The sequence below is a fragment of the Gordonia sp. SMJS1 genome, from assembly GCF_029866425.1.
In the GTDB taxonomy this organism is placed as follows: domain Bacteria; phylum Actinomycetota; class Actinomycetes; order Mycobacteriales; family Mycobacteriaceae; genus Gordonia; species Gordonia hongkongensis.
The window spans coordinates 3123571-3147585 of the sequence record NZ_CP123381.1; the positions used below are offsets into that span (position 1 = coordinate 3123571).

The window sequence follows — 24015 nt, forward strand, 5'->3', positions numbered from 1 at the left end:
CCTCACCACAATCCACCACCACACGCCGCACACCCCCAACCCCACAACCCCTCGACCCCCCAACAGACACTCCCCCCACCCACATCCCCCGCCCGCACCAACACCACACCCACACCCGCCGTCGACAACATGAACCCCACCCGCTCCGCAGGCGCATCCACCTCCACCGGCACATACCGACCACCCACAGCCACCACCGCATGCACCGCCACCAACAACTCCAACGACCGCGACATCACCACACCCACAGCCGAATCAACACCCACACCCAACCCCGACAACTCCCGCGCAACACCCCCCACCAACCCACCGAACTCCCCATACGACACCACCCGACCACCCACCCGCACCGCCACCGAACCCACCGACAACCCCACCCGCTCAGCAACCACCGACCCCACCGAACGACCCGACCACCCCAACCCCACCTCCACACCACGCGACCAACCCTCGATGGCGGCGCGCTCGATGGCGTCGACGAGGTCGATGTCGCCGACGATCACGTCGGGATCGGCGAGGCCCGCGTCGAGGACGTCGACGATCCGCGCACCGATGCGTCGCACCGTAGGCTCGTCGAAGAGGTCGGTGGCGTACACGATCCGGCCGGCCAGGCCGGCGAGGGCACCGGCGTCGTCCCGATCGGCGGACATCCCGATCATGAGGTCGAACCGGGCAGCGGGCGCACCGGCCTCGACGGGCGTGATCGTCAGTCCCGGCGCGGACAACTCCCCCACGGAGGTCTGTTCTAGGGTCAGCAGCACCTGGGTCAGCGGCGCGAACGCCTCGCTGCGCGCCGGGGCGAGGGCATCGACGAGGTACTCGAAGGGCACGTCGGCAGCGGCGAACGCATCGAGGTCGGTGTTGCGCACCAACCGGACCAGTTGCTCGAAGGTGGCCGAGGCGTCGACCTCCGTGCGTAGGACCAGAGTGTTGACGAACATGCCGATCAGGGCGTCGAGTTCGGCACGGCCACGGCCGGCCACCGGTGAACCGACCGCGATGTCCGACGTCCCCGACAACCGGGACAGCACCACCGCGACCGACGCGTGCAAGACCATGAACACGGTCACGCCGTGGGCGCGGGCGAACGACTCGATGCGGGGTGCGAGATCCTCGGGCAGGTCGAGGTCCACCACCGCCCCGCGGAGGGACGCCACCGGCGGACGAGGTCGGTCGGTGGGCAACTCGAGGACCCCGGGCAGGCCGGCGAGGTGATCGCGCCACCAGCGCGACTGCCTGCCGAGTTCGGAGCCCGGGTCGTCGATCGAGCCCAGGGCGCGTTCCTGCCAGAGCGCGACGTCCGCGTAGTGCACCGGGAGCGGAGGACGGACAGGCGCGCGACCCTCGACGCGGGACCGGTACGCGTGCAGGAGATCGTCGACCAGGGGCGCCAGTGACTCGCCGTCGGCGGCGATGTGGTGCAGCACGACGACCAGCACGTGGTCGTGTGCACCGCGGTCGTCGGCACCGTGGTCGTCGGCACCGTGGTCGTCGGGATCGGCTCCGAGGATGCCCGCACGGATCGGGAGGTCGCGGGTGACGTCGAACGGTTCTGCGGACAGCGTCTCCACCCCGGCGGTCCGCCACCACTGATCGACGGTGACGTCGTCAGCCGTTGCGATGTCCTGCCACGGTCGGCCATCCGGGCCCTGTGGGTAACGCGTCCTCAGCACCTCGTGCCGGTCGATCACATCGGCGAGTGCCGCGCGCAAGGCGACGACGTCGAGACGACCACGCGCCCGTAGGGCGAACGGGATGTTGTAGGCCGGTGACCCCGGATCGAACTGGTTGATGAACCACATGCGTTGCTGCGCCGGTGACAACGGGAGGCGGGCAGGACGCGGGATCGAACCGAGGTCTGCTGTCTCGGTGGGTGAACCGCTGTCGGTGCGACGGGTCGCGTCGACGAGAGCGGCCATCGCGCGCACGCTCGGTGCATCGAAGAGTTCACGAACGCCGAACGGCACACCGAACGCGTGGGCGACCCGCGCCGCCACCCGAGTGGCCGACAGTGAATGCCCGCCGATCTCGAAGAAGCTGTCGGTCACCGAGATCGCCGTGGCGTCCCCACCACGACCGAGCACCTCGGCGACCATCGCGACGATCGCGTGTTCGGTGTCGGTGTCCGGTTCCACCCGTCGAGTGGAGAAGAGATCCGGCGCGGGCAGGGCTTTTCGGTCGACCTTGCCCGCGGTGTTCAGCGGCAACGCGTCGAGCACCATGACGGTGTCGGGAACCATGTACGACGCGAGCCTGCGGGCGGCATGGTCTCGTAACCGCGACACCGCCGACTCGTCGGGTCCGGTGACGTACGCGACCAACCGGTCGTCCTGCACCACCGCGACTGCCGAGACCACGTCGTCGGCACTCGCGAGGACGGTTTCGATCTCCCCCAACTCGATCCGCTGCCCCCGCAACTTCACCTGAAAATCAACACGACCCACATACTCCAACTCACCCACACCACTCCACCGCACCCGATCACCCGTCCGATACAACCGCACACCCACCCCACCAAACGGATCCGCCACAAACCGCTCCGCAGTCAACCCCGCCCGCGACGCATACCCCCGCGCCACCTGCACACCACCCAGATACAACTCACCCACCACACCCACCGGCACCGGACGCAACCGCGAATCCAACACCCACACCGACACATTCGGCACCGCCCGACCAATCGGCACCACCACCTCACCACCCGACACCACATACGACGTCACATCCACCGCCGCCTCAGTCGGCCCATACAAATTCACCACCCGCACCCCCGGCACCAACCCCCGCAACCCCTCCACCGCACCCACACCCAACGCCTCACCCGAACAAAACACCTGACGCAACGACCCCAACCCCGAACCCAACCCGCCCGAACCCGGCAGCACCGACTCCTGCGGCACCGACTCCCCGAGAGCATCCACAAACACCGACAACATCGACGGCACAAAATGACACACCGACACCCCGAACCGCTCCACCACCGACGCCACATACCACGGATCCCGATGACCACCCGGCTCCGCCACCACCACCGAAGCACCAACCATCAACGGCCAGAACAACTCCCACACCGACACATCAAACGACACCGGCGTCTTCCACAACACCACATCCCGCCGCTCCAACCCGAACAACGACTGCATCCACCCCAACCGATTCACCACCGCAGCCTGCGACACCGTCACACCCTTCGGCCGACCCGTCGACCCAGACGTGAACAACGTGTACACACCCGCACCACCCGGCACCTCCCCCACACCCGACACCACCTCACCCAACAAACCCACACCCAACCCCTCACCAACCACCACACCATCAACCGAAACACCCACCCCCTCACCACAATCCACCACCACACGCCGCACACCCCCAACACCCACAACCCCCTCAACCCCCGCAACAACACTCCCCCCACCCACATCCCCCGCAACAACACTCCCCCCACCCACATCCCCCGCCCGCACCAACACCACACCCACACCCGCCGTCGACAACATGAACCCCACCCGCTCCGCAGGCGCATCCACCTCCACCGGCACATACCGACCACCCACAGCCACCACCGCATGCACCGCCACCAACAACTCCAACGACCGCGACATCACCACACCCACAGCCGAATCAACACCCACACCCAACCCCGACAACTCCCGCGCAACACCCCCCACCAACCCACCGAACTCCCCATACGACACCACCCGACCACCCACCCGCACCGCCACCGAACCCACCGACAACCCCACCCGCTCAGCAACCACCGACCCCACCGAACGACCCGACCACCCCAACCCCACCTCCACACCACGCGACCAACCCTCGACCGTCGGGCGCAGGGCAGTCGGCATCGGGTCGAGCGCGGCCACCGGCAGGGACGGGTCGTCGATCACCGCGTCGAGCAGGTCGGTCAGCATGGCGGCGACCGTCTCGGCGACACCCTCATCGACGACGGACAGATCCGTCTTGACCGTGAGGCAGAGGTCATCGCCCTCCGGTGCGGCGATGAGCGCGAGCGGATAGTGCGTGGCGTCGGACGTGCTCACGTCGCGGATCTCGAGGCCCGAGGTCCGCGACCCCGCCACGACCGTGTCCACGTCGACCGGATACGACTCGAAGACCACGAGGGTGTCGAACAGTCGCGGATGCCCGGTCGCTGCGGTGATGTCGCCGAGTCCGACGAACTGGTGGTCGAGCATGCGGGCGCGGGCGTGGTGCAGTTCACCGATGAGAGCGGCCAGCGATCGACCCGGTGCGACGTCGGCAACGACCGGCACGGTGTTGATGAACAGGCCGATCATGCCGTCGGCACCGTCGAGGTCGGCGGGCCGCCCCGACACCGTCTCACCGAAGACGACTCGTTGCTCGCCGGTGAAGCGGGCCAACACGATCGACCATGCCGCATTCAGCACGGTGCTCGTCGTCGTGCCCAGCGTCCGCACCGTCCGTTCGAGGGCGGCCCGGGTGGTCGCGGACACCCGCGCCGTCACCTCGTGCCGCCGGGGCTCGCGGTCGGCACCGGGGTGCACCTGTGGACGGACCAGCGTCGGAACGATGTCGGCGAGATGCTCGCGCCAGGCGGTGATCGCGGTCGCGGCGTCGCGTCGGTCGAGCCAATCGAGGTAGGACTCGAAGTCACGTTCCGGCGTGATCGCCGGGCGGCCGAGGTGGGCCGCGAGGAGGTCGGCGACGAGAATCGGCCCCGACCATCCGTCCAGGATGATGTGGTGTGCGGTGATGACCAGTGTGTGCGCCGGGCCCGTCACCGTGTCGTGGGACACCGCGGAGAACCGGATGAGCGGCGGGTCGTCCAGGACAAACGGGCGTCGTAGGTCCTCGTCGGCGATCTGCACGATCCGCGAGGCCGCGTCGGCCACGCTCAGACCGGTGAGGTCCACGCCGCGGAAGTCGGGTTCGGTCACCGCGGGATGATCGGCCGGGGGTACCACCACGACCAGTCGACCCGACGGTGTGCGGGTGAACCCCGAGCGCAGTACCCGTTGCCTGGTCAGCAGTTCGCGGACGGCCGGCAGGAGCATGTCGGCGGGGTGAGCTCCGTCGAACTCGATGACCGACTGGGTCACATAGGGATCGACGCCGACCAGCCGCTCGGACTCGTAGAAGAGCCCCTGTTGAAGCGGCGTCGGCGGCCAGATCGCGTAGCGGCCGCGCGTCCGTGCTGCGCGTGTCCGAGCGGCGAGCACGTGGTCGATGTCCGTCTGGTCGAGCCCGCCGATCACGTCGGTCTCACTCGGACCCGGGTCGCCCACGGCATCCACATACGCGGCGAGCGAGGACAGTGCCGATTCCCAGCGATCGGCGATCCCGCCCAGCGCGGACTGGTCGAACAACCCTTCGGGTGCGGTGAGGTCCACTCGCAACTCCCGACCCCCCGCGGTCGCCACCGAGGCGGCCGTCACGGTCAGCGCCGCCAACGCGACCATGTCTCCCCGAACCGACGGCGGAAGCGGCGGCGCGTCCCCGATCGGCACGAAATTCGTTGCCGTCGAATCGGTGTCGTGGACGTCTCCACCCCCGAGCAGACCCAGGTAATTGACCGTGATCGGCGGGAGGGACCGGTTTCGCAATGGCGAGCCGGGACGCAACCATCGCAGCGGCCCGAACGCGATGCCGTTGTCTGGCATTCGGGACTGAGTGTCCTTGAGCGCCTTGACCATCGTCGCCAGACGATGACCGGGGGTGACGTCCGCGACGGTCTCACCCCGAGCTGCTGTGCCGGTCGCCTCCACCGGCCCGGGGACGTCGACGCTCACGGGTACGAACGAGGTGAACCATCCGACCGTCTCGGTCAGGTCGGCGCCGGGTGCGATGCCCTCTTCGCGGCCGTGGTTCTCGATCACCATCGACACCGGACCGGACGCCGTGACCGGATCCCGCAGCGCGAATGCCACGGCCACGGCCACCACGGTGTCCGGGCGCGCACCGAACGTCTCGGTGACCGTGCCCAAGACACGCTCTGCCAGACCGGCGCCGATGGTGCGGGACACCGAGATCGTGGTCGCGAGACGGTCCCGGGCCCGGTCGATCTCCCACGCCGTCGGGGTCGGCGGCAGCTGGCGCGACCACCACTCGATCTCCTCCGCGCGGTCGGCGAGTCCGGCCAGCACACTCGACCAGCGCCGGAACGAGGTGCCCGAGGCCGTGAGCCCCGGTGTCTCCCCGTTGCGGTACTGCCACCACGCGCGCCCCAGACCGGCCACGATGGTCGGCCACGACACGGCGTCGACGCCGAGATGATGGGCGGCGACGACGAGTCGGCCGGTGCCGTCGGCGAAGCGGACGCCGATCGCCGCGACCAGTCGTCCGTCGGCCGGCGACAAGGTCGCGAGGGCGCGCGCATGGGCTGCCCGGATGGCGCTGTCGACGGAGCGCGCCGGCGTCGATGGCCGGCTCGATGTCGAGATGTCCGAGCGGTCGAGGATCTCGACCGTGATGTCACCCGGGTCGCCGTCGCCCGCCACGACGACCGGACCCCCGACGGAGTCGGTGCGCAGCGATGCGGTCAGCATCGGATGGGCCGCGACGACCGCGGTCACCACCGCACGGACCGCGGCCTCGTCCGCCTCGACCGGCAGCGCGAGCACCGTGCTCTGCGAGAAGTCCGCGAGGTCGTCCGGGTCGTCGGCGAGGTCGAGCATCCACGCCAGGCCCGGGGTCATCCCGACCGGACCGATTGCCCCGCCCGGCATTTCGTCGAGTCCTTGGATCGCCTCCGTCTGTGCACGACGGGCCAGCTCACGGATGGTCGACGCCGCGAACACATCGCGCGGGGTCAGATGGAGCCCCGCGGCGCGCAGCATCGACGTGAGGCGGATGGATGCGATGGAGTCCCCGCCGAGTTCGAAGAACGACCGGGTCACCGGGACGTCCTCGACCCCGAGGAGTGATGCAACGACTGCGGCAACGGTCCGTTCCGCGTCGTCGGCGGGTGCGGCGTCGGCGTGGACGGCTTCCGACAACGGGTCGAAGCGCGGCGCCGGGAGCGATTTCCGGTCCAGTTTCCCGGTGCTGCCGAGCGGCGCTTCGGTCAGCGGCACCCACAGTGTCGGCCGCATGTACGCCGGCAACGACGCGGCCACCGCCTCCCGCGCGCGTGCGATGAACTCGTCCCCGTCCGGTCCACCGCCGCCGGGTCCGATGAGATATCCCACCAGGTGGTCCGAACCGCCCGGGGCGCTCGCGACGGTGACCACGGCCTGGCGTACGCCGTCGATCCCGGACAGAACCGCCTCGATCTCACCGAGTTCGATCCGCTGTCCGCGGAGTTTGACCTGGAAGTCGCTGCGTCCCAGGTACTCCAGGTCGCCCGCACGGTTACGCCGGACGAGGTCGCCAGTGCGGTACAGGCGTCGGCCGCCGCCTGCGGGATCGGCGACGAACCGTTCGGCGGTGAGGTCCGGCCGCGCCGCATACCCGCGGGCGAGCTGGACGCCTCCCAGATACAACTCGCCGGTGACCCCCGCCGGCACGGGACGCAAGCGTGCGTCGAAGACGAACGTCTGGGTGTTCCACACCGGCCGCCCGATGGGCACCACGTCCGCACCGGGGTCCGGAGTCGCGACGGCGACCTCAACGGCGGCTTCGGTGGGACCGAACAGGTTCGAGACGCGTACGTGTGGGAGCGCCGCGCGCGTCGCCCGCAGCGTCGCCGGTGGCAGGGCCTCACCGGAACAGTAGAGGTGTCGCAGGCTCGGCAGCGGCGAACTCGCATCGTCGCGAATGTCACCGGCGCCGGGAGCGGAGCGAGCGGGCCGAATGTCACCGGCGCCGGGAGCGGAGCGAGCGGGCCGGATTTCATCGATGAAGACGGCGAGCAGTGACGGTACGAAGTGCACCGTGCTGATCTGCTCGGCGTCGATCAGCCGAGCCATCGAATGCGGATCGAGATGGGCGTCGTCGGGCGCGATGACCAACCGGGCGCCGGTCAGCGCCGGGGTCAGCAGTTCGGGCACCGACACGTCGAATGTGAAGGGCGTCTTCAGGAGGATCGAGTCGTGCGGTCCGATCCCGAATTCGTCGACTCCCCATCGCAATCGGTTGAGTACGGCGCGATGGGACACCGTGACGCCCTTGGGTCGGCCGGTGGACCCCGACGTGAAGATGGTGTACGCCGCGTGGTCGGGGCGCAGTATCGACAGACGTTCGTCGTCGGCGACCGGGACGGTGTCGAGGTCGACCGGGCTCGCGGCGTCCACAACGATCGCGCGGGGGACAACCTGCGCCGCGGGCGCCGCCCTGTCGTCGCAGATCAGCGCGATCCTCGCGTGCGCGGTGTCGACCATGTGGCGAACGCGGTCGGAGGGAGCGTCGGGTGCCACCGGCATGTACTGACCGCCGGCGGCGAGTACCGCGTGGACCGCGATGACCAGTTCGATCGACCGCGGCATGCACACCGCGACGCAGTCCTCCGGGCCGATCCCGAGCGCGATGAGTTCCCGCGCGATGGTGGCCACCCGCGCGGCGAACTCGCGGTGGGTGAGCGTGCGGTCCCCGAAACGCACCGCAACCGCCTCCGGCGACCGCAGCTGGCTGGCGGCCGCGATCGCCGCCGGGATCGTGAGGTCGGGCAGGACGAGCTCGGTTCCGACCGAGAGCTGCTGTTGCGCATCGGCTTCGGCTGCGGTGAGGATCGGGAGATCGGCGACTGGTACGTCGGCGTCGTCGGCGAGCGAGCTGAGTGCCGCGGACAACGCCGCGGAGATCATCTCCGCGGTAGCCGGGTCGAACAGCGCAGTGGCATAGGCGATCGAGCCGGTCAGCCCACCGTCGGCGGTCTCGCGGAAACCGATGGTGAGGTCGAATTTCGCGGCGGTGTCCTCGATCTCGACGAACTCGGTGTCGAGATCGGCCAGTGTGCCGAGCGCCGGTCCGCCGCTCGTGGAGTGGACGAGCAGCACCTGGGCGAGCGGCTCCACGTTCTCGATGCGCTGCGGGTTCACCGCGTCGATCACCCGCTCGAACGGCACGTCGGCGTTGTCGAACGCCGCGAGGTCGGCGTTCTTGACCTGCTCGAGCAACGCGCCGACGGTGAGGTGCGGTTCGACGTCGACTGACAGGATGACGGTGTTGACGAACATGCCGATCAGCTGGTCGATCTCGCGTCGGCCTCGTCCTGCGACGGGCGTGGCCACGGCGATCCGGTTCGTCGACGTCAGGCGCGCGAGGACCGCGACGGTGGCCGTGTGCGCGACCATGAACAGGGTGGCACGGCGGGCGGCGGCACGTCGGCGCAGTCGCGACACGACGGCCGCGGGCAACGACCACCGCACCGTGGCCGCGCGTCCGTCGGTCTCGGCGGGGCGCGGGCGGTCGATCGGCAGCGGGAGGATGTCGGGCAGGCCGGTCAACCGCTCGACCCAGAACTGCAACTGGCGCGCGATCACGGAGTCGGCGTCCGCGGGGTCACCGAGCCGATGTCGTTGCCACACCGCGTAATCCGCGTATTGGAAGCGCAGGGCCGGCCAGTCCGGTGCGCGGCCCGACCGCCGGGCCGCGTACGCCCGCGCGATCTCGGCCGCCAGCACCGGTGCCGACTCACCGTCGGCGGCGATGTGGTGCAGCGCGATGACGAGTACGTGGTGATCCGCCGACGCGGTGATGACGCGCACCCGTACCGGTAGGTCCGTCGTCACGTCGAACGTGGTCGTGACGAGTTCCTGGATCTCCTGGTCGACGACCTGGTCGGAGGATGCGGCGGCCCGCGGCGGGACCACGGTGTGCCCGATCTTGATGCGCCCGGCCCAGTCGTCGGGTGCATGCGCCACGGGTTCGACACCGGCGGCGCGAGCGCCCGTTTCGGCCGACGCGGACCCGGCCGCGATGGATTCCGCGCCGGTGTCGCCGTCGGGCGTCGTCGTCGGGTAGATCGTGCGCAGCACCTCGTGGCGGTCGACGACGTCGAGGATCGCCGCCCGCATCGCGGACACGTCGAGGTCGCCGCGCAGACGGACCACGATGGGGATCACGTAGGCGGCGGAGTGCGGATCGAACTGGTTGAGGAACCACATCCGGCGCTGGGCGTACGAGAGGGGCGCCGGGTCCGGCCGGCGGATCGCCTCGAGCGCGGGCAGATCGGCACCGCGACCGTGTTGCCCCGCATCGACGGCGGCGGCCAGCGCCCGGACCGTCGGCGTCTCGAACAGCGCGCGGACTCCGATCTCCACGCCGAGCGAGCCATCCAGGCGGGCCACCACCCGGGTCGCCGACAGCGAGGTGCCGCCGAGATCGAAGAACGACGCCTCGGCCGACACCTCCTCCGCGGCATCGAGTCCGAGGACCTCGGCGTAGACCGCGGCGACCGCCTGCTCGGTTGCCGTCGACGGACGGACGTGGACGTGTTCACCGAAACGCGGTGTGGGCAACGCCCTGCTGTCGAGCTTTCCGGTGGCCGTCAGCGGGATGTCGTCGATCGGCACGATCACGGTGGGCACCATGTGGGCGGGGAGCCGTCGAGCCGCGTGGGTCGCGACGTCTGCGGTGTCGGGCGCAGCGCCGGCGACACCATGGACCCAGGACACGAGGACCGTCTCACCCGAGGTCGGGTGTTCGATTCCGGCGGTCGTCGAGAAGTCCACCCCGGGGTGCTCGCCGAGAACCGCGTCGATCTCACCGAGTTCGATCCGGAAACCCCGTATCTTGACCTGGAAGTCGCTGCGGCCCAGGAAGTCCAACGTCCAGCGGCCGCTCCGTCGGCGCCATCGTACGAGATCACCGGTCCGGTACATCCGCTCGCCCGGCGCGCCGAACGGTGCCGCGACGAAGCGCTCGGCGGTCAGCGCGGTCTGGCCGACGTAGCCGGCGGCGAGGGCGGAACCCGCCAGATACAGTTCACCGGCCACGCCGGCGGGAACGGGATGCAGGCGGGAATCGAGAACTGCGGCGGTGACACCGGCGATCGGACCGCCGATGGTGACCGCGGAGTCGGGCCGCATCGGTGCCGACGATGTCGCCCAGATGGTGGTCTCGGTGGGACCGTAGAGATTGCGCATCGAGCGACCGGCGGACCATGCCCGGACCAGTTCCGGCGAACAGACGTCACCGGCGACGGAGATGACCTCGAGATCGGGGAACCCGGTGCCGGTCGCCGCGCCCGATTCGGTGACCGCCTCGGACACCGTGGCGAGGGCGGTCGGGGTGATCGTCGCGTGGGTGATGCGCTCCCGCCGCAGGATCGCCGCGAGTTCGGAGCCGCCCGTGACCCCGCCGGGCACCACGACCATGGTCGACGCGGCCGCCACCGCGACCAGTGTCTCGAACACCGCGGCGTCGAAACCCGGTGCCGCGAAGCGGAGTACGCGCGCCGCCGGCGTGAGTCCGAATCTCGCACGGGCATCGGCGACCAGATCGGCCAGCCCGCGGTGGGTGACCGCGACGCCTTTCGGCCGGCCGGTCGAGCCGGACGTGAAGATGACATAGGCCGTCTCGTCGGGGCGCGGACGTCGGGCGGACGCGACTCCGGTCTCGTCCGGACCGCCGAGCTGTTCGGCAACGACCCAGTCCACCGCCGCAGCCGCCGGTCGCAGCCCGGCGACGGCCTCGGACGAGGTGACCCCCAGACGCGCGTCGACGGTGGCCAGCATGTAGCGCAGGCGCTCCCCGGGCAGGCCGGGGTCGACGGGCGCCACCGCCGCGCCCGTGCGCGCGATCGCCCAGAACCCGACCGTGCCTTCGAGAGATCTCGGTGTGGCGAGGGCGATCACGGCGTCCGGCGCGGCGCCGCGCGCACGAAGTACGTCGGCCAGCCGGCGCGTACGGAGGTCGAGCTCGGTGTACGTCAGGTGCTGCCCGTTCTCGGTGACCGCGATGCCGTCGGGGTTCACGGCGATCGCGGCGTCCAGCAGGTCGGCGAGCGTCGACCTCGCCGACGCGAGACCCGGTGCCGCGATCACCGCATCCGAGTGATCGTCTCCGGTGGACAGGTCGCCGACCGGCGTGTGCGGCTCGTCCACCACCGCTCGCGCGATGGCGGTCATCCGACGGACGAACGCGTCCACCGTGCCGGCATCGAAGAGGGCGGTGGCATAGGTGACGATCACGCGCGTGTCGTCGGCCGGGCTGCGACCCGGCTCGTCGAGGACCGTGATCTGCAGGTCGACCTTCGCGGTGGTGACCGGGGCCTCGATCTCGGAGACGACGACCCCCGGCAACTCGACGGTCGGCCGTGCGGCGTTCTGGAATGCCAGAGCGACCTGGACCAGCGGCGGATGCGCGGTGTCGCGTACCGCGACGACCTCGTCGACCACGGTCTCGAACGGTAGATCGGCGTGATCGAGTGCGGTCACGTCGATCTCGCGGATGTCGTCCAGCAGATCGGTGAACGAGGCCACTCGACGCACCCGGCTGCGCAGCGCCAGCGTGTTGACGAACATCCCGATCAATGGGTCCAGATCGCGCTCGCCCCGACCCGCGACCGGGGTCCCGATGACGACGTCCTCGTCGGCGCCGGACCGGACGAGAGTGACCGCGAGCAGGGCGTGGACGGCCATGAACATCGTCGCGCCGTGCCGACCGGCGAGGTCTCCCAGAGCGTTCCAGGTGGCGGCGTCGAACGTCGCCGACAGCTCGGCACCCGAGTCGTCCCGAACCGGGGTGCGCGGCCGGTCCACCGGCAACTCGATGAGTGCCGGCACCCCGGCGAGACGGGTTCGCCAGTGGTCGAGCTGACGTGCTGCGAGAGACGTGGGGTCGGCGGCGTCCCCGAGCCGATGGTGCTGCCACACCGAGTAGTCGACGTATTGGATCGGCAGTGGCGCCCAGCTGGGTTCGCGGCCGGCCGCGCGCGCCTCGTACGCGGTGACGAAGTCGGTGACCATCGGCGCGACCGAGCCACCGTCGCTGATGATGTGGTGCACCACCAGGACCAGGATCACGGCGTCGTCGGCGACGCGGATCAGGCGGGCCCGAACAGGCGCACCGGCTTCGAGATCGAATCCACGACTGGTGATCTCGGCGATGGTGGCCGTGACGTCGCCCTCGTCGGCGCCGCGCATGTCGATCGGGGGTGTCACCCGGACGTCGTGTCGAGGGTCTCCCGCGGGCGCGATGACCTGCTCGGGAACGCCGTCCACCGATACGAATCGCGTGCGCAGCACCTCATGTCGCGCAAGCAGATCCGCGAGAGCCGCGGCGACGACCGCAGGGTCCGGGGACCGGTCACCCGCCGCCTCCAGACCAGAACCCGATGCGGCATCGAGGCGGAGCACGGCCGGGATGAGATACCCGGCCCCGCCCGGATCCAGCGTCTCCAGAAACCAGATTCGACGCTGTGCGGGCGACAACGGGAGCACCCCGTCGCGGCCCACTCGGCGCAGGCGCACCCGGCGATCAGCTCCCCCGCGTCCGTCGTGGTCTCCGGGGTCGCGTCCGTCGATGACCGCTGCCAGACCCCGGACCGTCGGATCTGCGAACACATCTCGCGCGGAGACCGTCGTGCCGAATTGCTCGGCTGCCCGGGCGGCCACCCGGGTAGCGGTGAGCGAGTTGCCACCGAGATCGAACAACGACGTGGTGACCCCGACGTCGCTCACGCCCAAGATCTCGGCGACCAGTGCGGCCAGGGCCGCCTCGGTCGCGCCGGCGGGCGGCTCGGCGACCTCCGGGCCATCGCCGAACCCCGGATCGGGCAGCGCGCCGCGATCGAGCTTGCCGTTCACGGTGAGCGGCAGTCGCGGTAGCCGGACGAACCGGGTGGGCACCATGTACTCCGGCACCGCGGTCGCCAGGCGCGTACGGATCTCGCTGTCCGACAGCCCGACTGCGTCAACGGCCGACGAAGCGGCGCCGCCCGCGGCGACGAGGTAGCCGACGAGATGCTCGGTGTCGCCGAGCGTACGGATGTCCGCCCCCGCCGCGTCGACGCCGTCGAGCGCCGACATCGCCGACTCGACCTCTCCCAGCTCGATCCGGAAGCCGCGGAGTTTCACCTGGCCATCGCGTCGTCCCACGAATTCGATGGACCCGTTGCGGGACATCCCGACGTCGCCGGTCCGGTACATCCGACCGCCCGGCGGTCCGAACGGGTCGGCGACGTACCGCGTGGACGTCTGACCGTGCCGGTTCAGGAACCCGCGGGTGACCTGGGCGCCCGCGACGTACAATTCACCGGGCACGCCGTCGGGCACGGGGGCGAGCCGACCGTCGAGGACGTACACCCGCGAACCGAGCAGCGGGGTCCCGATGTCGGAGGCGGTTGCCCGGTCGACGAATGCGCGCGTCAGTTCCCGACGTGTCATGTAGACGGTGGTCTCGGTGGGACCGTACATGTTGTTCAGTTGCGGGCCCGCGACATCGGCGCCGGGACGGGTCGCCGACCCGTCGGCCGCCCGGTCGGTCTGCCATGTCCGGACATGTTCGTAGTCGAGGAGTTCGCCCGAGAAGTGCAGGCGCCGAACGGACTCGGGCAATCGACGGCCGAGGGGCGGGCGGACGACCGCCGCGAACTGATAGAACGACGACGGGGTGAAGTTGGCGATCGTGACCCCGTGCCGGTCGAACGCCTCGACCACGTCGTCCGGGGCGCGGGTCGTCGCATGGTCGAGCACGAGGAGACGACCGCCGGCGCGCAGTGCGGCCCAGATCTCGCCGACCGAGACGTCGAACGCGTAGGAGTGGAACATCGACCACACGTCGTCGGGTGAACTCTCCACGACGGCGTCGAGCGCATCGAGCAGCGACACCACGTTGTCGTGGGTGACGACAACGCCTTTGGGGCGTCCGGTGGATCCGGAGGTGTACATCACGTAGGCGCTCGACTGCGCGGTCACCCGCTCCGGCAGCGGTGGGGCCGAGACCGACCGGGCATCGATGTCGTATTGCGTCAACAGGTCCTGCGGCGTGCACAGCGGCGCGGGCATCGCAGCCCAGGCCCCGACCGTCTGGGCGTCGGCCACGACGGCGACCGGCGACGCGTCCTCGACGATCCCGCGCAGGCGCGCAACCGGGTGTGTCCGGTCGAGGGGTAGATAGGCGGCACCGGTCTTGAGAACCGCGAGCAACGCCACGATGAGGTCCACCGAGCGCGGAAGCGCGACCCCCACGAGTGTTTCGGGACCCGCACCACGATCGACGAGGGCGTGCGCCATCCGTTCGGAGCGCTCGTCGAGTTCCCGGTAGGTGAGCGACGCCCCGTCGAGGTCGGCGAGAGCGACGGCGTCGGCACGTCGTCGTGCGGCGATCCGAAAGAGCCCCGGCAGCGACTCGCGGTCACCGAGGCCCAGGATCTCGGTGATCCGCCGGTCGAGTTCATCGACGATTCCGGCCGCGGCGGTTGCGAGTTGCGATCCGCTCAGCCCCGCGCGCGGCATCAGCGCCGTCACCGTTGCGCGGAGGGCGGCGTCGGGCGCGACGCCCCGCTCCGCCAGGGTGATCGCCGAGGCCGAGACCCGGCGGTGCAGAGCACGGAAGGTCACCGGGCCGGCCGCCCCGGACATCGCCTCGTCGTCGCCGGCATGGGCGGCGGCGAGCGCCAGCAGCCGAATCGCGGACGGGCGGCGCAGCGACGGCTGGGCATGCCCCGTCGAGGTGCGGGGAATCGAGGTGTCCGACGTCACGCGGGTTCCACTCGATTTCGCTCAACCGCGCCCGATCCGGCGCCCGTGTGGCCGTGCACGACGGCATCGGCGGCGGTTCGCACGCTGCCGAAGACCTCGTCGATGGACCGGTCGGCGTCGGCGAGGAGCGTCGCCACGGCGATCGTCAACGCCTCCGCCGGGTCTTCGTCGGGAATCGACATCGACATCGCGACCGCGGTTGCCTCGAGATCGGCGAAGGTCACCTGTGGCGCCCCCGCGACGCCGATGACCGTGTCGGGCGCGACGGCCGCGACCTCCGACACCAGCTCGTGCAGCGGCCGGACGGCATCGTTCCCGCCCGCTTGCGGCGCGTTCTGCTCCGCCCAGACGGCGAGATCCCCGATCGCAGTATCCGGCCGTGACACGATGTCGGCCAACAGATTTCGGTACCTCTCGGCGAACAGGGCCACCGTGCCGGGGTCGAAGAGATCGGTGTCGAAGGCGATCTGCCCGCCCAGCGCGCCGTTCCGGTCGACGCCGTCGGGGTCGCCCGGGTAGAGCATGACCTCGAGGTCCACCTTGGCGGGAAAGGACTCGGGCAGACGCGGCCGGACATGGAGCCCGTCGAGTTCGATGTCCGGGAACTCGAGATTCTGGTACGAAAGCATCACCGAGAACAACGGGTTGCGGCGTCCGCGGCGGACCGACGCACGGTCGGTCCGGGCGAGATGATCGACGATCTCGTCGAAGGACACGTCGGTGTGACCCAGGTCGGCGAAATCATCGGTGTGCACCCGTCGCAAGAGCTCCGCGAACGGCTCGTCGAGGCGAAGCCGCGTACGCAGGGGCACCGTGGTCGCGAGCATCCCCACCATGTCGGTCAGGGCGGGATCATCACGACCGGCGAACGGTGTGCCGATGACGATGTCGTCGCTTCCCGACAACCGCCCGATCAGGACCGCGAGCGCCGCGTGCAGGACGGCGAACTGCGTCGTGTTGCCCACCCGCGCCATCTGACGGAGCATCGTCGCGGTCGACGACGGGATGTCGAGATCGACCACTCCGCCCACATGGCGGGGCTCCACGGGCCGGGGCCGGTCGGTCGGGATCGTCGCCGGCTCCCCCGCCCGATCCAGACGCTGCCCCCAGTACCGCAGTTGACGCTGCCGTTCCGTCTCCCCGTCGGGCCGCGTGGTCTGCAGGCGCTCGGCGTGCCAGATCGCATAGTCGGCGAACTGCACGCGCTGCCCCACCGCACTTCTCGATCCGGCTCGCCCCGAGATGCGGGCGGAGTAGAACTCGGCGAGGTCGCGGGCCAGCGGGCCGAGCGACCCACCGTCGGCGTTGATGTGGTGGACGACGAACACCAGCAAGTGCCGGTCCGGGCTCACGCGCAGGATCGTCGCGCGTACCGCCGGGGGGCCGGTCAGGTCGAAACCAGCTCCGACGACAGCCGCGACCTCGGCGCCCAACCGGTCCTCGGCGGGCATGTCGGGCCGGTCACCGGCGAGATCGACGAGCGGAATCCGCAACGCGTGCACCGCATCCGCAGCGGGGATGATGAGTTGCACCGGTGTGCCGTCGTGCAGCGGGTAACGGGTGCGCAGCGACTCGTGCCGCGCGACGAGGTCACCCACCGCGCCCGTGAGGGCCGGGACGTCGAGCCGGCCGTCGAGTTCCAGGGTCAGGCCGACGTTGTAGGCGGGCGAGGCCGGATCGGTCTGGTTGATCGACCACAGGCCGCGCTGCACCCCCGTGAGGTCGACGAGATGAGTGCGTTCGCGCGGCGTCAGCATGCGTCCCGAGACCGCCCGGTCGGCCGTCGCCACCGCCGCCACGAAGTCCGCGACGGTCGGGTTCTCGAAGAGCAGCGACATCGGCACGCGGCGTCCGACGTGCTGTTCGACGCGATAGGCGACCTTGGTCGCCGACAGCGAGCTCCCGCCGAGTTCGAAGAACCCGTCGTACACGCTGACCTCCCGCAGACCGAGCACGTCGGCGAAGATCTGGGCCACGACGCCCTCGAGCCGGCTGCGGGGGCCGACATATTCACGTGCGGGCGAGATCTCCACCGCGGGCAGGGCGCGGCGGTCGACCTTGCCGGTCCGGGTCATCGGCAACTCGTCGAGCACCACCACGGTGTGCGGCACGAGGTGCGACGGGAGACGGGCGGCGGCGTGGTCGAGGATGTGCTCGGGTGCGGGGACCCGGTCGGCAGGGGCGGTCACATACGACACCAGCACCGTGTCCCCAGCCGGTGTCGACGTCCCGACGGTGACCGCGATGTCCACATCGGGATGGCTTGCGAGCACGCCGTCGACCTCGCCGGGTTCGACCCGCATGCCGCGGATCTTGATCTGGAAGTCGTTGCGCCCGTGGTAGACGATGTCGCCGGACGGTGTGCGCGTGACGAGGTCACCGGTGCGGTACATCCGCCCCCCGGTCTCGAACGGATCGGCGACGAACCGGCCCGCCGTCAGTCCGGGACGACCGTGGTAGCCGCGCCCGAGTGCCCGTCCCGACAGGTACAGCTCACCCAGGACACCGTCCGGCACCGGACGCAGGCAGGCGTCGAGGACCCGGACGCCGACTCCGGCGATCGGCCCACCGATAGTGACCGGTTCCGCGGGCCGGAGGGGCGCGGAGGCGGTGGCCCAGATCGTGGTCTCGCTGGGACCGTAGAGATTGAGCAGCGGGCGGCCCGCCGCGTGCCACCTCGCGACCAACTCCGGAGGGCAGGCCTCGCCCGCCACCATCACGACCGAGAGTTCGGGCACCGCCGCAGGATCGAGAGTGGCGAGCGCGGTGGGCGTCATGATCGTGTGGGTGACCCGGTGACGGGCGATGATGGTCGCCAGCTCGGGACCGGCGAACACCTCGGGTGGGCTGATCGCCAGCTGGGCGCCCGAACACACCGCGAACACGATCTCCCAGACCGCAACATCGAATCCCGGTGCGGCGACGTGGAGTATGCGCGAGTCCGGGCCCGCGCCCAAGCGATGCTGCTGCTCGCCGACCAGTTCGGCGAACCCGGCGTTGGTCACCGTGACGGCCTTGGGCCGGCCGGTGGACCCGGAGGTGAATTGGAGATAGGCCGCGTCGTCGAGGGCGATCGGCCGTACCCGCTCGGCGTCGGCCACCCGGTGCGTCGGCCGTCCGGCGATGCCCAGATCCACCTCGAGGTCATCGAGAACCAGCTCCGCGACCGTGGATCGGGTCACCGAGGACCCGGCGCCGTCCGTGGTGACGGGATCCGCCGTGATGACCAGAACCGCACCGCTGTCGGCGAGCATCGCCGAACGGCGGGCGGCGGGCAGACGGGAGTCGATCATCACGAAGGCGGCGCCGCTCATGGCCACGCCCAGTACGGCCAGGACCGACCGGGGCGAGCGCGGGATGCTCACCGCGACGACGTCGCCTGGGCCGATGCCGCGTTCGATCAGGACGCGGGCGATCTGATTGGTCGTGGTTGTCACCTCGGACCAGCGGACCGCGCTCTCCCCGAGCAGGGCAGGGGCGCCGGGGTCGGCGCTCGCGAGACCGCGCGTCAGCAGGGTTGCGAGGGTCTGCTCGGGACGCGATCCCCGGGCCGGCGCCGCCAGGGTACGCATCTCGTCCGGGCGGAGCAGGTCGATCGCACCGATGCTCCGCGACGACTCGTGCACCATCTGCTCCAGGACGAACTCCAGCCGCCGCGCCATGTCACGCACCGTAGCGTCGTCGAAAAGATCGGTTGCATAGGCGAATTCGACGTCGTAACGGTCGGTGCGGTCGGTGACCGACACGGTCACGTCGTACTTCGCGGACGGTACCCGGGCATCGAGGACCTCTGCGGACCCGGCCCATCGGGCGAGCTCGGCCAACTGATCGGGTTGAACCGTCAGCGCGACCTGGAACAGCGGCGAGTGCGACGGCGACCGTTGTGGCGCGACAGCGTCCACGACCGTTCGAACGGGACGTCGGCGCGGCTCATCGCGCGCGCGCAGCGGCGATGCGCGGCGGTGACGAAGTCGGCGACGGTGTCCCCGGGTTGCAGGGTCGTTCGCAGCACGACGGTGTTGACGAACATGCCGACGAGGTCGGCGAGCGCCGGATCGTCGCGGCCGGCGACCGCGGTCCCGATACTCACGTCGTCGGTGGCGGCCAGCCGACCCAAGGTGATCGCCAGGGCGGACTGGAACACCGCGAACGGGGTGACCGCCAACGATCTCGCGAGCTGCCGGATCCCCGCGGTCAGGCCCGTCCCGAGCACGGTGTCCACATGCGCTCCGCTACTCGACATCACCCGCGGACGCGGCCGATCGGTGGGCAACTGCAGCAGATCCGGCGCGCCGCGCAACTCCGCCCGCCAGAACTCCAGGCCCTCGACCAGAACCGACGACGGCGCATCCGGCGTTCCGAGCGTCTCGGCGCGCTCGACGGCGACATCGGCGTACTGCATCGGCAACGGTGAGAGATCCGGTTCCGCACCCGCGCGTCGACTGTCGTACGCGGTCATCAGATCTCGCAGCAGCGGCCGGAGCGAGTGCCCGTCGGCCGCGATGTGATGAAGGACCAGCACGACGATGTCGCCATCCGGATGTCCGGTCACCAGGCGGTACCGGAATGGGATCTCCTCGGCCAGATCGAAGCCCACGTCGGTGATGGCGGAGATCGCCACGTCCACATCGTCTCCGGCGTCGGTGACATGTGTCCCGCTCGCTGCGCTCCCGGCGACAGTGACATGTGTCCCGCTCGCTGCGCTCCCGGCGACGAGCTCAACGTGTGTCCCGCCGGCAAGAAGATCGGCAGCCGTGCGCGAGTCCAGGATTCGCTGCTCGGGTTCGCCGTCGACGACCGGGAACACCGTGCGCAGGATCTCGTGCCGGTCCACGACATCCCGGACCGCCCGGTGCATGGCATCGGCGTCCAGCGCGTGCGCCAGGCGCAGCGCGCCCGCCATGTTATAGGTCGACTCGGCCGGCGACATCCTGTTGATGAACCACAACCGGGTCTGCGCCTGCGACAGCGGGATTCGCGCCGGACGTGGTGGTTGCGACCGGGTCGGGGCGGACCTGTCGGACTGCGGGACGACCACGGCGCGTGACGCGAGATCGGCGAGGTCGACCGCGTCGAAGACGTCGGTCAGGGCGATCCCCAGCCCGTGGTCGACACGTGCGCGGGCCACCATCCGGGCGGCGAGCAACGAATCCGCACCCAAAGCGAAGAGATTGTCCGAGACGCTGACCCCCTCACGGTCCAACGCCTCCTCCACCAGCGACACGATCGCCCGCTCGACCGGGGTCTGCGGCGTCCGGAAACTCGTTGCGGCGGAGCCGAGTACGGGAACCGGCAGCGCGCGTGTGTCCAGCTTGCCCGACCGGGTGGTGGGAAACGCGTCGAGGAAGACGATCCCCGGCGGAACCATGTGTCCGGGGAGTCGCCGTCGGCAGTGCGCGCGCACAGCGTCGGCGTCGAGCAGTTGCCGGGTGTCACCGGCATCACGATCGGCGCGGGAGTCGGGCACGGACCCATCCCGGCGAGCACGGAGGTAGGCGACGAGAACGGGTGCGGGCCCGAGATCGCGGCGGGCGACGACCGCTACCGCGTCGACGCCCGGGATCGCGGCGATCACCGCCTCCACCTCGCCGGGTTCCACGCGCTGACCCCGGATCTTGATCTGCTGATCGGTTCGTCCCAGATACTCCAGTTCACCGTCGGCAGTCCATCGGACCAGATCCCCGGTGCGGTACATCCGGGCACCCACGTCCCCCCGCGGATCGGCCGTGAACCTGCCCGATGTCAGTCCCGGAGCACCGACGTAGCACGATGCCAGCTGCGGCCCCAACAGATACAACTCGCCGGCGACCCCGACCGGAACCGGACGTAGTCGGCCGTCGAGGACCCGCACCTCGGTCCCGGTACCGGGTGTCCGATCGGAACGACCGGACCATCCGTCGTGACCCGCTGGGCGGTCACGTCGATCGCCGCCTCGGTCGGCCCGTACAGATTCACCAGTCCGGCACGGGTGGTCGACCGTACGCGCCGGGCGAGCCGGGCCGGCAGCGCCTCGCCCGACGTGAACACCCATCGCACGTGATCGGGTAGGGAGAGCCGTTCGTGCGCCACCGTGTCGGTTCCGCCGAAGTCGTCGACGGACTGAGTCGTCGAACCACCGGGGTCCGGTCCGAGCACCACGTCGAGATAGGCATCGAGCATGGACGGTACGAAATGCAGGACGGTGACGCCGGAGCGCGCGATGAGGTCGCGTAGGTACGCGGGATCGCGGTGTCCGCCGGGCATCGCGATCACCATCCGCGCCCCGACGCGCAACGGCCACAGCAACTCCCAGACCGACACGTCGAAGGTCGCCGGCGTCTTGTACAGCACGCCGTCCCCCGCGGCGATCGGGTGACCGTGCTGCATCCACCCGAGGCGTTGCTCGATCGCCCGATGACCGATCTCAACACCTTTGGGGGTCCCGGTCGATCCCGACGTGAAGATGACGTAGGCGGCCAGATCAACCGGAACCCGGGTCTCCCGATGCGGCCGTGCAGTCGGACCGGGAAGCGGGGAGTCGAGACCGGCGATGAAGTGTGCGTCGACGACCAGGGCGGGTTCGACCGCGGCGATGATCGCCTGTCGCCGCTCGTCCGGTTCGGCCGGATCGACGGGCACGTAGGCCGCACCCAGCCCGATCGCGGCATACACCGCGCACACCTGCTCGATCGAGCGTTCCAGTGCCACGACGATGCGATCGCCGCGCCGCGCGCCCAGACTCGTGAATCGGTCCGCGAATGTGTCGCAGGCACGCGCGAATTCGCGGTAGGTGAGGGTGGTGTCGCCGAACGTCACCGCGGCCGCGTCCGGCGTCGACTCGACCTGGCGATCGAAGGCGGCCAGCACGTGCTCACCGACAACGCCGACGGCCGGCCCGCCGGAACCGAGGTGATCCAGGGTTGCCGACTCCCCGGCCATCAGCAGGTCGAGGTCGGTGACCGGCCGGTTCGGGTGCGCGACGAACTGGGTGAGCACGTTGAGCAGGCGACCGCGATGTGCCTCGAGTTCCGCCGACCCGTACAGCGTGGGGTTCGCGTGCAGACCCACTTCCAGCGGGGCCTCCGGGCCGGCCGCGAAGACGTTCATCACCAGGTCTTCGACCAGACCGGCGGACAGCATGTGATAGCGCACGCGGGCGCCGTCGATGACAATCGGCTTGTCGAACAGCAACAGGTTGACCAACGGTCCGAACGACGTACCGCGGGCATCACCGAAACCGGCTGCCGCCCTGATGTCCTCCGATCGATACCGTTGATGGCGCAGACCCGCGGTGATCTCCGCGCTGACCGCCGCGACGACGTCGGCGCACGTCGCCGAGGAGATTCCGTCCACACGCAGCGGCAACATGTTGGAGACCATCCCGGCCGAGTGCCGGACGCGCGCCGTCGTCCGCGCGGTGACCGGCAGACTGAGGACGATGTCGTCGCTGCCGGACATGCGCGCCAGGAACGCGGCGAACGCGGCGGTGAGGATGGCAGCAACCGAGGCGTCGAGATCCCGGGCGCACCGACGCAGCGCCTCATCCAGTTCGGGACCGAGCAGCCCGGCGGAGACCACGGTCTCGTTGCGGACGCCGGCGGTGGCCGGGTGTGCGGCGAGGCTGACCCGCTCGGGGAGCCCGGCGGCGCGTTCCTGCCAGAACTCGCGGTCTTTCTCGAACCGGGTGCTCTGTCGGTACGCGGCGTCGTCGGCGACCACTTCGGCGATGCTGGCGCGTCGGACCGGACGGCGGCGGGTTCGCGGCGGCACCGTGGCAGCGGCGTCCGCCGCAGGATCCGGCTCCCGGTGCTCGTTGTAGCGCGCCACCGCTTCGTGCAGGCACATCAGCGCGCCGTATCCGTCGAACGCGATGTGGTGACCGCGCATGTACCAGTACGTCCGGTCGTCGGCGATCCGGATGAAGGCGGCGACCGCGACCGGATCGACAAGCAGGTCCACGGACCGCTGATGGTCGGCGCGCATCCAGTCGGCGGCGGCCGCTTCGGGATCCGGGTGCGTCCGCAGATCGACGTCGATGACGTCGAACGGGACGGAGAAGTCGATGTATTGCCGAGGCGTGCCGTCGACCTCGACCACGCGCGTGTACGCCGTCTGCAGGTCGCGTGCCGCCTCGAGCACTTCACGACGGAACAACTCCCGATCGAACGGGCGTCCGTTGTCGACGATGTCGAGGTAGTGCGCGACGGTGACCGAGTGGTCGTCGACCAGGTTCTCGGCAAACCACATGGCGCGTTGGGCCGCGGTCAGATTCAGTAGATCCGCCCCTCGAGGCGCGCGGGGTGCCCCCGGGCGCCAGTCTCCCCCAGTCCCATCTCGGTGGGACACAGTGTCATCCATGCGTCGTCCGACGTCGGTTTCGGCGATTGGGTCGCTCGACGATGACGCCCCCGCGTCCCCCCGCAGCGATCGTCGAACAGCAACGAATCATACGCGGTACATCGCATCCGCTTCG

1 protein-coding gene and 1 pseudogene are annotated in these 24015 nt (G+C 70.1%); both read right to left on the reverse strand.

What is annotated here, in order from left to right; genetic code table 11:
- Positions 1 to 2: 2 nt before the first annotated feature.
- A complete protein-coding gene (locus tag QAD21_RS14300) occupies positions 3 to 15563 on the reverse strand; it encodes a non-ribosomal peptide synthetase (RefSeq protein ID WP_280359760.1) in 15561 nt (5186 codons plus the stop codon).
- A pseudogene (locus tag QAD21_RS14305) lies at positions 15560 to 23789 on the reverse strand (amino acid adenylation domain-containing protein). Before QAD21_RS14305 ends, QAD21_RS14300 begins: the two are co-directional and overlap by 4 nt.
- Positions 23790 to 24015: the final 226 nt, after the last annotated feature.